Here is a 12,363-nt window from a genome sequence, read left to right as displayed (position 1 = left end):
TCTTCCGGACCGTGTGGATGTCAGCGGACCTTGCGTACCGCGTCCATCAGCGCCTGGACCTTGGCCAGCACGACCCTGTCGCCGTGCATCTTGCCGTTGCCCTTGACGTAGCTGCCGACGATGGCGCCGTCGGCGACTGATAGAAGCTCGGCGGCGTTGTCGCTGCTGAAGCCGCTGCCGACCAGGATCGGCCCGACGGCGCCGGCGCGGATCTGCTTGACTTCGGCGGGCGCCGTCGGATGGCCGGTGCGGGTGCCGGTTGCGATCAGGATGTCGGCGCCGAAGAACTCGACGTCGCGGGCCTGGTCCTCGATGTCGCGGTCGCCGACGATGGCGTGGCTGCCATGCTTCACGTGCACGTCGGCCAACACGACGATATCCTCCGCGTCGAGTTCGCGCCGGTAGCGCATGGCCTGGGCCGAGGCACCCTCGATGATGCCCTCATTGGCCACATAGGCATTGGCCCACTGGTTGACGCGTACGAATTGCGCGCCCGAGCTCTTGGCGCAGGCAAGCGAGGCCTTGGCGGCGTTGGCGACGATGTTGAAGCCGAGCGGAAGCTTCGCGGCGCGGCGGATGCGATCGCCGATGACCGACATGGCGCCGATCGTCTCGAAGCCGATGTCGTCGGGCTTGCGGAAAGGGATGTCGCCGGCATTCTCGAGCAGGATCGCGTCGACGCCGCCTTCCTCGAGGATCAGCGCTTCCTCGACCGCCTGGTCATAGACAGCCTGCAGCGACCCGTTCCGGTAGTAGGGCGAGCCGGGTAGTGGCAGCACATGCACCATGCCGATGATGGGCTTGCTGGTGCCGAACAGGCGCTGCAGAACCGGCGTGTTTTTCGTGTCGAGATTCGACATCTTCTTCTCTCCTTGGCTTCCGGTGTTTGGGCGCGCCGACGACGACAAGTCAGCCGATGCGCCTTCGTGTTCTTTTGTCTTCAAGCGATGCGCCAGATGCGCGCCGCGTTCTTCCAGAAGACCTTTTCAAGGTCCTCCTCGCTGAGGCCGACGACGCGCAGCTTCTCCTGCTCGACGCGCGGCGACTGGTAGGGCACGTCAGAGCCATATTGCAGGCGGTCGACCGAGACGTTTTTCAGGAAGGTCATGATGTCGAACGGATAGGCCTGAGACATATCGACATTGATGTTGGGGTATTCCTGGCAGGCGAGGATCGCCTCCCATAGGAAGGCGTGCATGCCGATATGAGCGAGCACGAAGGTGACGTTCGGATAGGCCTTGGCCGCCTGCGCCTGGAGATAGGGCAGGTCGCGCGGCGCATCGCCCGAATGCATGAGGACGGTGAGATTGTGCTCCTCGGCCTTGTCCAGCAGCGGACCCATGACCTTCATGTCGTTGGGCCGGTAGAAATCATAGCCGGCGACCAGCTTCAGGCCGCGGCAGTTCCATTCGCCGACATAGCGGTCAATGAGCTCCTGGGTGTGCTTGGCGCCGAAGGTCGGGTCGATGCGGGCAACGCCGACGATGCGGTCGGGGTATTTCAGCGCGGCGAGGCCGACATCGCCATTGGCCTCGTTGTAGTCGGCATCCCAAGGCGGCGTCTGCCGGCGGTCGTGCGGGAACAGCACGCCATGCGACGCGCCCTGCTCGTCAAGCAGGCGGATGACGCTGTCGGGTTCGCCCCTGACCAGATAGGGGACGCAGGTGTTGGCGGCGACATTCTTGTCGGTGCCGTAGTGCATATGGGCGTCGATTACTCTCACAGCGATAGCTTCCTTCCAAAGTTTGCCTCGAAGCGCTGCGCCACGCGTTGCGGCGAGGGCAGGTTCGACTGGCATCCCCATTTCTCGATGATGAAACTGGCGACCGTGGCGCCGATGCGCGCCGCCGTCTCGTGCGAATGGCCGCCGATCAGGCCCTTCAGCGTGCCGGCGACGAAGGAGTCGCCGGCACCGGTGGAATCGACGAAGGCATCGGGCGCGACCGAGGGCATGTCCTGTCGGCCACCGGCGGTGTACCAGGCGCTGCCTTCGCCGCCGCGCGTCACGATCACCAGACGCGGACCATGCGTCAGTATGTCGGCCGCCGACGCGACGCCAAGCGCCTGCATCAGCGCGTCGGCCTCGCCACGGCTGAGGAACAGGACCTCGCAGGCTTCCAGGAAGCGTGGCGCAAGATCGCCAGCGGTGGCGACCATGCCGTTGATGGCGGTCAGCGCGCCGGTCTTGCGGGCGTGCTCGATGGCATTCAGCGTATAGGCGCCGAACATCTCGCTGATGACGACGGCGCCGGAACGGTCGATCTCGCCATAGGGCGTGCGCCAATCATCCTGCTTCTCGGCGACGCCTAGATGGGAGACGCAGAAGCCGCCATTGGCGGCGTCGAAGAAATTGAAGCTATGCCCTGAACGGGCGCCCTCGATCACCTCGACGCCGGCGAGGTCGACGCCGTTGCGGGTCATGTGGTCGGCGTAGCCCGAGCTGCGGAAATCGTCGCCGACGACCATGCCGAGCCCGACCTTCATGCCCAGCGCACCGGCAACCGCCGCGATGTTGGCGCTGCAATCGCCGAAATGGATGGTCTCGACTTCTTCCATGGGCATGTCGAGCGGCACGGTCTCTCCGTCGCGCGGCAGCCGCTTCATGCGCAGCAGATGGTCGAAGATCGTCCACGACCCGATGGAGAAGAGTTCCAGGTCCTTCATTTCACCGCTCCCATAGTCAGTCCGCGGGTAATCTGTTTCTGGAACAGCACGGCGGCGATCATGCCGGGCAGCGCCGAAACCATCGCCGAGGCCGCCATCATGCCCCACTTGATCTGGTCGAAGGTCATGGCCTGCAGAATGCCCATGGTGACCGGGCGCGTGCTGCCGCCGGCGAGCACGAGGCCGAAGATCATGTTGTTCCAGCTGAAGATGAAGGCGATCATCATGGCGCTGGCGATGCCCGGCCTCGCGATCGGCACGACGATCCTGGTGAGCATGGTCCAGATGCGGGCGCCGTCGATGCGCGCGGCCTCCTCGATCTCGATCGGCATGTCGCGAAAGAAGCTCGCCAGGATCAGGATCATCAGCGGCAAGGTGATCAACTGGTGCACGAGGATCATGCCGACATAACTGTCGTAGAGGCCGATGCGCGTGTAGATGACGTAGAGCGGCAGGATGACGGCGAGTTCGGGCGCGAAGCGGAACGACAGGAAGGTGAAACGCAGCTTGTCCGACGTCTTGTCCCGGCGCCTCGCCAGTGCATAGGCGGCGGGGATGCCGAGCAGCGCCGAGATCAGCACTGCACCGCCCGAGATGATGACAGAGTTCATCAGGAACTTGAGGAGGTCGGGGACCTGGCCGCCGGCGCGCTGCGCATCGTTGCCCAACAGCACCTCGACATAGTTTTCGAGCGTGGGCGTGAACAGGAAACGCGGCGGATAGGCGATGATGTCGCCGAAGTTCTTGATCGACATCATGAAGATCCAGACCAGCGGGAACAGCACGAAGCCGGCGAAGGCGAGGTAGCAAAGCGCGAGCGCGAGTTTTTGCGCGAGGGTGCGAAGGAACATGCTAGAGGCCACGGTTCTTCGCCTCCTGCTTCTGCCAGAAAGCCAGCAGCGCGCCGCTGATCGTGTAGCAGACCAGCCAGAGCACGAAGACGATGGTCATGGCGCGGCCGAGGCTCGACCAGCGATAGGCCTCCTCATAGGCCATGACATGCAGGGTTCGGGTGGCGTCGAGCGGGCCGCCCTTGGTGGTGGAGTAGATGATCTCCAGCGACTTCAGGGAATCGGAGACGCGAAACAGCGCGACCAGCAGCAGATAGGGGGCCAGCAGCGGCAGCTTCACGTAGCGGATGACCTGCCAGGCATTGGCGCCGTCGATGCGTGCGGCCTCGACGACCTCGCCCGACACGGACTGTAGGCCGGCGAGCAGGATGATGGTGGCCAGTGGGGTGAAGAGCCAGGTGTCGATCAGGATGATCGACATCATTGCCGTCGACGGGCTGGTGAGCCAGGACAGCGGCTCGATGCCGATCTGCGCCAGCAGCCAGTTCAGCACGCCGCTCTGGGGATGCATCATGGTCTTCCAGATGAGGCCGGCGACCACCGGCGGCACCAGCAGCGGGAGCACGACGGCGGAGCGGAAGAAGGATTGCAGCCGGCCGGGAACGTCCAGCAGGATGGCGAAGGCGAGGCCGAGCGGCAGCTGGATCGCCAGCGCCGCGCCGGCATAGATCAGCGTATTTGCAAGGCCATTCCAGAACAGCGGCGTCTCGAACAGGTTGATGTAGTTGTTGAGGCCGACGAATTTCGAGGCCGGGATGTAGAGCTTCTGGTTGGTGAGGCTGGTGTAGATGCCGCTCAGGAACGGATATGTCGTCGACATGAGCAGGATGAGCGCCGGCGCCAGCATGGCATAGAAGGCGGCCTTGCTCATCCATGTCTTGTCGGCTTGGGCTGTGATGCGGGCCATGGGAACTGTTCTGGTTGCTGGTGTCACATTGCCCGTGGGCGATTTTCGTCGAAGGGACGCCGTGTGGGAAGAACGATGCGGCGCGCGAGCGAGCTTGCGCGGGGCGGATCCTGTTGAGACCCACAGGGCGCTCCCGGGTCAAGCCCGGGAGCCGGGCAGGACGACTATTCGTCGAGCATTTTCTGGATGTCGGCCTGCGCGTTGCACAGATTCGTCTTCACGTCGCCCTGGCCGAAATAGGATTTCTGGATCGCCTCGGCCCAGCGGTCGAGCATGCGGGTCAACTCGGGATGCGGCGGGAAGCGGATGGTCGCGACCTCGGCTTCGGTCTTGGCGGCCTGGATGTACTGGCCGGGCGTCTCACCCCAGCTCTCCATCAGCTTCGCCACTTCGGGCGCATCCCAGGCCGATTTGCGCACCGGGTTCATGTTGCCGGCCAGATGCGTCTTGATCATCGTCTCCTTGGACGTCACCCACTGCATGAACAGCCAGGCGGCGTCCTTGTGGGTGGAGGCGGAATTCATCGACAGCGACCAGATCCATGCGGCGGCGGCGCGCTTGCCGTCGGGGCCGAGCGGGGTCGGTGCATAGCCGACATCGCCGGCAATGGCGGATTGCTTGGGGTCTTCATAGGTCGGTGCGAACAGGTTCGCCTCGTTGAGCGAGAACACATACTGGCCCGATGCGAAGCCCTGCATGGCCTCGTACCAGGTGAACGCGCCGGCGCCCTCGGGAGACGCCTTCTTGATCAGGGTGACGAAATCCTGCGTTGCCGCGATGCTCTTGTCTGAGCAGATCTGCAGCTTGCCGTCCTTGTCCAGCATCTCGACGCCATAGGATTGCAGCATCGTGCCGAAGGTCAGGTAGGGCAGGTCCCAGTAGCGATCGAAGCGGGTGATGATGCCGTGCATCTTGCCGTTGGGGCCATCGATGGCCAGCTTGTCGGCCATGGCCAGCAGGTCGGCATAGGTCTTGGGCACCTGGAGGCCGAGCTTCTTCAGAAGGCTCGGGCGATAGGCCAGCTGGTAGGATTCGAAATTGATCGGCAGCGTCCACAGCGAACCCTCGCCGATGCCCTTGAGCGGGGTGAGGTCCCAGCGGCCGGCCGACAGGATGGAGGGAATGAAATCATTGACGTCGTAGTCAGCGGCGGTCTTGTCGGTATTGGCGATCAGGCCGTCGAGCGGCTCCAGCCAGCCGGCGGCGGCATACTGCCAGTTGTTGAGCGGCGAGGTCATGAAGACGTCGTAGGTGCCGGTCTTGGATGACAGGTCGGCAAGCAGCTTTTCAAAACCGGACTGCTCGGCCAGTTCCTCATAGGTCACCTTGATGCCGGTCTTGGCGGTGAATTCCGGCAGCAGCGGCTTCAGGCTTTCGACGAACGGATGCGAGATCAGCATCAGGTTGATGGTCTGGCCGTCGGCGGCCTTCCAGTTCATCTCGGCGTTGGCCGGATCGGATGCAAGCGACAGGGCCGAGGTCGCGACGAGCGCGGCAGCAACAGTCACGCGGCTGCGGCTCAGGCCGCGCCGGAGTAAGGACGACAACATTGGCAGTTCCCCTTGTTCAAGGCGTGAGAGCGGACTTTGAATTTTTGTTGGCGGCGGTTGCACTTTGTTGCAATGGCTGCACAAATGAAGCTAGATGAGCTGAAAAGGCCGGTCAACCACAAATGTGCACGCTCTGCACGAAAGTTTACGCATGACGCATAATGAAGAAGACCTGCTGGTGCAGCTCGCCTGGCTCTATTACGTGGGCAACAAGAATCAGGAGGAGATCGCCAACCAGCTGGGCCTGTCGCGCTTCAAGATAAACCGCATGCTGGCGCGGGCTCGTGAAAAAGGGTTGGTCAAGATCGCCATCCAGCACGAGACGGCGCAATCGCTCGATGTTGCCGGTCGGATCCAGGCGGCGTTCGATCTCAGGGAATGCATCGTCACGCCGGCGATTGCGGTGCCTGGCGGCAATGCGGACGAGGACGAGAACAATGCACGACGCGCGGTCGGCATCGCGGCGTCGTCGTTCCTGGAGAGGCGGCTGCGCGTGCCGGAGCCGGTGACGATCGGCCTGGCGTGGGGACGCACGATCGCCGCGATGGTCGACGAACTTCCAAAGCTCTACAAGGCTGACCTGAAGATCGTCTCGCTGATGGGCTCGCTCAGCCGCAATGCCAGGACCAACCCGTTCGATTGCGTCCATTCCCTGGCACAGCTTTGCGAAGGCGAGGCCTATATCCTGCCGGCCCCGTTCATCGCCGACAGCGAGGCCGACTATCAGGTGATCATGAGCCAGAAGCTCGTCCAGCAGGCCCTGAAGCTTGCTCGCTCGGCCGATTTCTATATCGCCTCCTTTGGCGACTGCTCGAAACAGTCCTTCATCTACCATCACGACCTGCTGCACGACGACGAGATCGACCAGGTCATCAATGCCGGTGCCGTCGCCGACATGCTGGGCAAGTTCTTCGACAAGGACGGCGCCCTGCTGGACAATACGTTGAACCGCCGCACGCCGAGCGTGTCCTATGAGGATATTCGCAGCCGCGACGTTGTCCTGCTTGCGGCCGGCCTGTCCAAGGCGAAGGCGCTTGTCGCCCTGCTGCGCTCGGGCACGATCAACCGGCTGATCGTCGATGGCGATCTTGCGGCCGGCCTTCTTCCGCTGATCGGCCGCGGCTAGGTCCGTTTCTTCATCGCGGCCCGGTGACTGCCCCAGTCTTCGTGGCGGCCACCTGCATTTGCATGACGCCAAGGCGACCTCGCGCCTTGGCGCGTTCCGCAATGGGGAGGCGCTTCGGCGGCCTTGATCAAATGCCGGGTGTAGTAGGTCAAGGCCGCGGCCAAACTGAGCCGCCCTTCTATCCCTGAAGCACACCCGTGGACCATGATCGAAGAGCGCGGGTCGGTGCTGTCTTCGCCGTCGCGGTTGTCCTGGGTGGTTACGCGTTTCCTGAAGCGAGTTTCCCTGGTTGCGGGCCGGAGAAGCGGACCCGACGTGCGCGACCGGCTGTCGGTTCATTTGGAAAAGTTGACTGCATACAGGAATTCAAGTATGCGGCAAGCATCAACAGGAAGGATGATCCACACCGATGTCGACCGCTGAAATGGCTATGCGCGAGGATCTGGCGGCGGCCTATCGGCTGATCGCGCGGTTTGGGATGGATGACATCATCCACACGCACATATCCGCGCGTCTGCCCGAAGAGCCGGAGCTGCTGCTTATCAACCGCTACGGCGATCTCTTTCGGGAGGTGACGCCGGAATCGCTGGCGGTCATCAATCACCATGGCCAGCAGATGCGCGGCCAGCAGGTGCCGATCAACACCGCGGGTATCGTCATTCACACTGCCGTCCACGCCGCGCGCCCGGATGCGGTCTGCGTCATGCACACGCATACCGCGGCCGGTGTCGCGATCAGTTGCCTCGAGGAAGGACTGCTGCCGCTCAACCAGACCTCGCTGCTCTTCTACGGGCAGATCGGCTATCACGAATTCGAGGGCATCGCGCTCGATCCCGGCGAGCAGGAGCGCCTGGTCGCCGACCTCGGCGACAATCGCGCCATGATCCTGAGAAACCATGGGCTGTTGACCGTCGGGCGATCCATCGGAGAGGCTTTCTCCCTGATGTACAATCTCGAACAAGCCTGTCGCATCCAGCTTTCCGCTCTGGGCAGCGGACGCCCCATCCACCTGCCGAGCGAGGAAGTGTGCGAGCGCACCGCCAGCCAGTATGCGGCCGATCCCGATGGCGCGGCGGAACTGGAATGGCTGGCGCTGCGCCGGCTCGCCGGAATGCCCCTCGACGGGCATTGATCGATGCGGATCGTCATCGCCGATCCGCTTGCCTACAGTGCCCCCTTCGAGCGCGCGCTGCGCGCCGCGCTTCCCTCGGCGGACTTCGTCCGATGGCCCGACCTGGCGGATGGCGCCGAATACGATCTCCTGGTCGCCTGGAATCTGCCGAAGGACATGACCGCGCTGCCACGGTCGCTGCGCGCGATCTTCTGTTTCGGCGCGGGAACGGATCAGCTTCTCCACGATCCCCGCATTCCGCCGGACCTCCCGGTCGCACGCCTGCGGGATCAAGGTCAGGCCGAGCAATTGCTGGACTATGCGATGCACGCGGCTTTCGCGCGCCTGCTTGACGATGTTGTTGTCAGAGCGGATCAGCAGGCCCGCCTGTGGCGCCCGCCCGATCGCCAGAACCGGACCCGCGGGTCGCTGCGGATGGCCGTGCTTGGACTGGGTCCCCTCGGCCTGCATGTCGCGCGGGGGCTTTCGGACGCCGGCTTCCCGGTGTCCGCTTGGTCGAGAACCGCCCGTCGGATCGACGGCGTCGGTTGCCTGCACGGCGACGACGGGCTCGGCGCTTGCGTCGACGGCGCCGATGTCCTCGTCAATCTCCTGCCCTCGAGGCGCGAGACGAGGGGCATATTGTCGGACCGGCTGTTTTCCCGCCTCGCGCCCGGCGCTTACGTCGTCAATCTCGGCCGCGGCGACCACCTCGATGAGGAGGCGCTGCGCGCCGCGCTCGATCAGGGACGGCTCGGCGCCGCGTGGCTGGATGTCTTTGCCGTCGAACCCCTGCCGCCCGAACACTGGTTCTGGCGGCACGACCGGGTCCGGCTGACGCCGCATCGCGCCGGCCTGCCGACCCCTCAGGGTGCCGCGGCATCCATTGCCGCCGTCGCGACGGCGCTCGAACAGGGGCACGGCGTTCCGGAGCTGATCCGGCCTGGGAAGCTGGTTGAAAATTGAGCCGATTTCGCAACTGCACAAAGATTATGCTTGACTCGAAATGTGCCTGAATGCCAGCATACCGCCATGCTGAACTTGGGCACCTCACTCCTAGCGGATCAGAACGAGCGTCGAAACAGGATCTCGTCGAAGGCCTATGTCGAGTTGCGCGAGGCGATCATCACCGCGCGCGTCATGCCCGGCGCCAACTTCTCGGAAACGGATGTCGCGCAGTCGCTCGGCATCAGCCGCACCCCCGTGCACGAGGCGTTCACGCGGCTTTTCGACGAGGGTCTGATCGAGATCTCACCCCAAACCGGCACCCGCGTCTCGCTGATCGACATGGCGCGCGTCCGCGAGGCGGTGTTCATCCGCTCCACGCTTGAAAGCGCGGTGATCGCCAACAGTGGTGTCAAGCCGGATCCGGCCTTGCTGGACGAGGTCGAGCTGTTGCTTCGGGCGCAGGAGCGTCTCGTCCTCGGCGATGACATGGGTGCCCTGCACCGCGCCGACATGGCCTTCCATGCAGGGCTGCTCGGCGCTTTCGCGCATCCTCGGGCTTGGACCGCATGCCAGCACGTTTCGGCCGACATGATGCGCGTCCAGTTCCTGATCGGCATGAAGCCGGATCACATCCGCTCGATCATCGCCGAGCACCGTGCCATTTTCGACAAGGTGCGGGCCGGCAACATGGCCGAAGCTGCACTGCTGATGGCGGCGCACATCCGAAATGCCGATTTCGACCAGCTGAGCCTGGAGCGCGAACATAAGGAATTCTTCCGGACCGGAGACCTCCCGTGAGCGCCGCCGTCCTTCGCTCCCTCTCCATCGCGGAAGGCGCGCGCGATTTTTTTTGGCCCGTTTATGAAACCGGTTTACTGAATCGGTTATCTGCACATGTCTCGCGGGAGTGGAGCCGCTTGTCGGGAAGATTGAAGGTCACCATTCGTGACGTTGCGCGGGCCGCCGGCGTATCCGTCACATCCGTTTCCCGTTATCTGAACGGGCAGATCAGCCTGCCCGAGCCGACGGCGAGCCGTATCCAGCTGGCGGCGGAGCGCCTCGGCTATCACCCCAACGCGATCGCCCGCAGGCTCAGCAGCGGCAAGAGCGAGACACTCGGCCTCATCACCGCCGACATCGCCTATCCCCTGTTTGCCGAGATCGCCAGCGCGTCGGAGGCCGAGGCCGCGCGGCATGGCTACAATCTCCTGATGTTCAACAGCCGGAACCTGGTGGAGAAGGAAGTCTCCTTCCTGTCGCGCATCGAGGACCGGCAGGTCGACGGCATCCTGCTCCTCACCAACCATCATGATGACGGGCGGCTGTTGCGGCGGATCAACGAGACCGGAAACGTCGTGCTTCTCGACGAGGACGTGCCGGGCGCGAAGGCGCCGCGCCTGTTCGCCGACAACGTCCATGGCGGCCTCCTGGCGACACGCCATCTGATATCGCGCGGCCATACCCGTATCGCCGCAATCGGCGGGCCGAAGGGGCTTCTCAGCACCACCGAACGTCTCGACGGCTTCACGCGGGCGCTTGGCGAGGCTGGTCTTGATGCCGATCCCGCCCTTTTGAGATTCTGCGAATACGAGGAGGCGCCGGCCTCGATGGCGTTTCTCGACCTTCTGCGGCAGGACGAGCCGCCCACCGCGATCTTCACCTTCGGCGACATGCTGGCCACTGGCGCCATGCGGGCCGCGCGGCAGGCCGGGATCCGCATTCCGGACGACATTTCTCTCGTCAGCTTCGACGATATCCATAATGCGGACCTGCTGGCGCCGGCGCTGACCACCGTGCGTCAGTCGGCGGCCGAGTTCGGCACGCGCGGCGTCAACATGCTGCTCGATTTCATCGCCGGCAGGAAATCCGGAACGGCGATCGAACGGGTCGGCGTCGAACTCGTCATACGCGGTTCGGTGGCGCCGCCGCACGGCCGTCCGTCAGGACGTTCGATAGTGCATACCGGCACTGGAGGCCCAGATGGGCTCCCGATGCCGGCCAGGGAGGAGAAGCAAGAAAACTAGTCGCTTCCACGGACGTGAAAGGGGAACACACATGTCCATCAATCGCTTTGGTCAAGACGCAGCGTTGATTGCGCTTGATAAGTTCAAAACTGGGAAGATCGATCGCCGAGGCTTCATCACCGCCATGGCCGGCCTTGGTATCGCAGTCGCGTTCAAGCCTGGGCGGGCCTCCGCCGCGGCCTCGGAAATCGTTGTCTGCAACTGGGGCGGGGCCGCTCTCGAAGCCTTCCAAAAGGCCTATGGCGCGCCCTTCAAGGCCAAGTCCGGCATGGAGGTCGTCATCGATGGCACCGGCCCGGCGACCGGCGCGATCCGCGCCATGGTCGATTCCAAGAATGTCACCTGGGATGCCACGGATGGCGGCATGACGGACGCCGTCGTGCTCGGCAAGGGCGGTTACCTCGAGCCGATCGACTATTCCATCGTCGACAAGTCTCTTGTCGGCGAAGGGCTCTCGGCCGAGTTCGGCATCTGCAACTACACCTATTCCAATGTGCTGGCCTATGACGCCAAGAAGGTCGGCGCCACGGCCCCTTCGAGCTGGAACGACTTCTTCGATCTCGAAAAGTTTCCCGGCAAGCGCACCATGTGCAAATGGATCCAGGGGCAGCTCGAAGCCGTGCTGCTCGCCGACGGCGTTAAGCCTCAGGATATCTATCCGCTTGATGTCGACCGCGCCTTCAAGAAGCTCGAACCGCTGCTGCCCAATCTGATTTTCTGGGAGTCGGGCGCGCAGAGCCAGCAGCTCTTCCGCGACGGCGAGGTGGTCATGGGCAATATCTGGCATACGCGCGCCAACCTGCTGCGCAAGGAAAACCCGGACTACACCTGGACCTGGAACCAGAACCTGATGTTCGCCAGCGCCTGGTCGGTGCCGAAGGGCAATCCCGCCGGCAAGAAGGTCTTCGACTTCATCAATTCGTCGATGGACCCGGAAGGCCAGGTGACGCTGTTGCGCCTCATGGGAAACGGACCGTCGAACCCGAAGGCGCTGGCGCTGATGACCGACGAGGACAAGGCGGTCTATTCGCTGGCACCCGAGAACGCCAAGACAGGTCTGGCCGTCTCGGCGCAATACTATGCCGACAACGAGGCCGAACTGCAGAACAAGTTCCTCGACTTCATTTCGCGCTAACCATTGGAGACCACCACCGGCCATCGGCCGGTGGTGGTTCGAAAGAC

Annotated in this window: 12 protein-coding genes; 6 read left to right on the top strand and 6 right to left on the bottom strand. The window is 63.6% G+C overall.

All coding sequences use genetic code 11. From position 1 onward, the window contains the following. Window positions 1–20 precede the first annotated feature (20 nt). From EB230_RS29110 to EB230_RS29085, 6 genes are all read right to left on the bottom strand, one after another. Window positions 21–860: a BtpA/SgcQ family protein gene (locus tag EB230_RS29110; protein ID WP_172374437.1), complete on the bottom strand. Its 840-nt coding sequence runs from the start codon at window positions 858–860 to the stop codon at window positions 21–23. An 80-nt stretch (window positions 861–940) separates the two neighbouring features. Beyond that, the gene (locus EB230_RS29105) at window positions 941–1,723 is read right to left on the bottom strand and encodes an amidohydrolase family protein (RefSeq protein WP_172374436.1); all 783 of its coding nucleotides are present in this window, start codon (window positions 1,721–1,723) and stop codon (window positions 941–943) included. Continuing rightward, the gene (locus EB230_RS29100; protein ID WP_056567765.1) at window positions 1,720–2,664 is read right to left on the bottom strand and encodes a carbohydrate kinase family protein; all 945 of its coding nucleotides are present in this window, start codon (window positions 2,662–2,664) and stop codon (window positions 1,720–1,722) included. The genes EB230_RS29105 and EB230_RS29100 overlap by 4 nt, the downstream gene beginning before the upstream one ends. After that, window positions 2,661–3,515, bottom strand: coding sequence for a carbohydrate ABC transporter permease (locus tag EB230_RS29095; protein ID WP_056567768.1), 855 nt, complete (start codon window positions 3,513–3,515; stop codon window positions 2,661–2,663). The genes EB230_RS29100 and EB230_RS29095 overlap by 4 nt, the downstream gene beginning before the upstream one ends. A gap of 1 nt (window position 3,516) precedes the next feature. Then, the gene (locus EB230_RS29090) at window positions 3,517–4,422 is read right to left on the bottom strand and encodes a sugar ABC transporter permease (RefSeq protein WP_056567771.1); all 906 of its coding nucleotides are present in this window, start codon (window positions 4,420–4,422) and stop codon (window positions 3,517–3,519) included. 164 nt (window positions 4,423–4,586) lie between these two features. Beyond that, complete coding sequence (locus EB230_RS29085; protein ID WP_172374435.1) at window positions 4,587–5,930, bottom strand: sugar ABC transporter substrate-binding protein; 1,344 nt, start codon at window positions 5,928–5,930, stop codon at window positions 4,587–4,589. Window positions 5,931–6,123: 193 nt separating this feature from the next. On the opposite strand from EB230_RS29085, the gene EB230_RS29080 reads away from it, so the two are divergent. The 6 genes from EB230_RS29080 to EB230_RS29055 all read left to right on the top strand — a co-directional run bounded on the left by EB230_RS29080 (window position 6,124) and on the right by EB230_RS29055 (window position 12,316). Then, a complete protein-coding gene (locus tag EB230_RS29080; RefSeq protein WP_172374434.1) occupies window positions 6,124–7,098 on the top strand; it encodes a sugar-binding transcriptional regulator in 975 nt (324 codons plus the stop codon). 409 nt (window positions 7,099–7,507) lie between these two features. Continuing rightward, window positions 7,508–8,230 carry a class II aldolase/adducin family protein gene (locus EB230_RS29075; protein WP_172374433.1) on the top strand — a complete coding sequence of 241 codons (723 nt, stop codon included), beginning with the start codon at window positions 7,508–7,510 and terminating at the stop codon, window positions 8,228–8,230. Window positions 8,231–8,233: 3 nt separating this feature from the next. Further along, window positions 8,234–9,175, top strand: a complete 942-nt coding sequence (locus EB230_RS29070; protein WP_056567786.1) for an NAD(P)-dependent oxidoreductase — start codon at window positions 8,234–8,236, stop codon at window positions 9,173–9,175. Between the two features lie 66 nt (window positions 9,176–9,241). Then, window positions 9,242–9,955, top strand: coding sequence for a GntR family transcriptional regulator (locus EB230_RS29065; RefSeq protein ID WP_172374432.1), 714 nt, complete (start codon window positions 9,242–9,244; stop codon window positions 9,953–9,955). 119 nt (window positions 9,956–10,074) lie between these two features. Beyond that, a complete protein-coding gene (locus EB230_RS29060) occupies window positions 10,075–11,181 on the top strand; it encodes a LacI family DNA-binding transcriptional regulator (protein WP_172374431.1) in 1,107 nt (368 codons plus the stop codon). 31 nt (window positions 11,182–11,212) lie between these two features. Beyond that, window positions 11,213–12,316 carry an ABC transporter substrate-binding protein gene (locus EB230_RS29055; protein WP_172352118.1) on the top strand — a complete coding sequence of 368 codons (1,104 nt, stop codon included), beginning with the start codon at window positions 11,213–11,215 and terminating at the stop codon, window positions 12,314–12,316. Window positions 12,317–12,363: the final 47 nt, after the last annotated feature.

Origin of the sequence: Mesorhizobium sp. NZP2234, assembly GCF_013170765.1 — a bacterium.
GTDB lineage: Bacteria > Pseudomonadota > Alphaproteobacteria > Rhizobiales > Rhizobiaceae > Mesorhizobium > Mesorhizobium loti_D.
This window is presented reverse-complemented; position numbering and strand designations above follow the sequence as displayed.

Excerpts from the sequence above, each read along its gene's own strand:
- EB230_RS29055 (WP_172352118.1), top strand. The coding sequence starts at position 11,213 with ATGTCCATCAATCGCTTTGGTCAAGACGCAGCGTTGATTGCGCTTGAT.
- EB230_RS29080 (WP_172374434.1), top strand. The coding sequence starts at position 6,124 with ATGACGCATAATGAAGAAGACCTGCTGGTGCAGCTCGCCTGGCTCTAT.
- EB230_RS29095 (WP_056567768.1), bottom strand. The coding sequence starts at position 3,515 with ATGTTCCTTCGCACCCTCGCGCAAAAACTCGCGCTCGCGCTTTGCTAC.
- EB230_RS29075 (WP_172374433.1), top strand. The coding sequence starts at position 7,508 with ATGTCGACCGCTGAAATGGCTATGCGCGAGGATCTGGCGGCGGCCTAT.
- EB230_RS29090 (WP_056567771.1), bottom strand. The coding sequence starts at position 4,422 with ATGGCCCGCATCACAGCCCAAGCCGACAAGACATGGATGAGCAAGGCC.
- EB230_RS29100 (WP_056567765.1), bottom strand. The coding sequence starts at position 2,664 with ATGAAGGACCTGGAACTCTTCTCCATCGGGTCGTGGACGATCTTCGAC.
- EB230_RS29110 (WP_172374437.1), bottom strand. The coding sequence starts at position 860 with ATGTCGAATCTCGACACGAAAAACACGCCGGTTCTGCAGCGCCTGTTC.
- EB230_RS29070 (WP_056567786.1), top strand. The coding sequence starts at position 8,234 with ATGCGGATCGTCATCGCCGATCCGCTTGCCTACAGTGCCCCCTTCGAG.
- EB230_RS29065 (WP_172374432.1), top strand. The coding sequence starts at position 9,242 with ATGCTGAACTTGGGCACCTCACTCCTAGCGGATCAGAACGAGCGTCGA.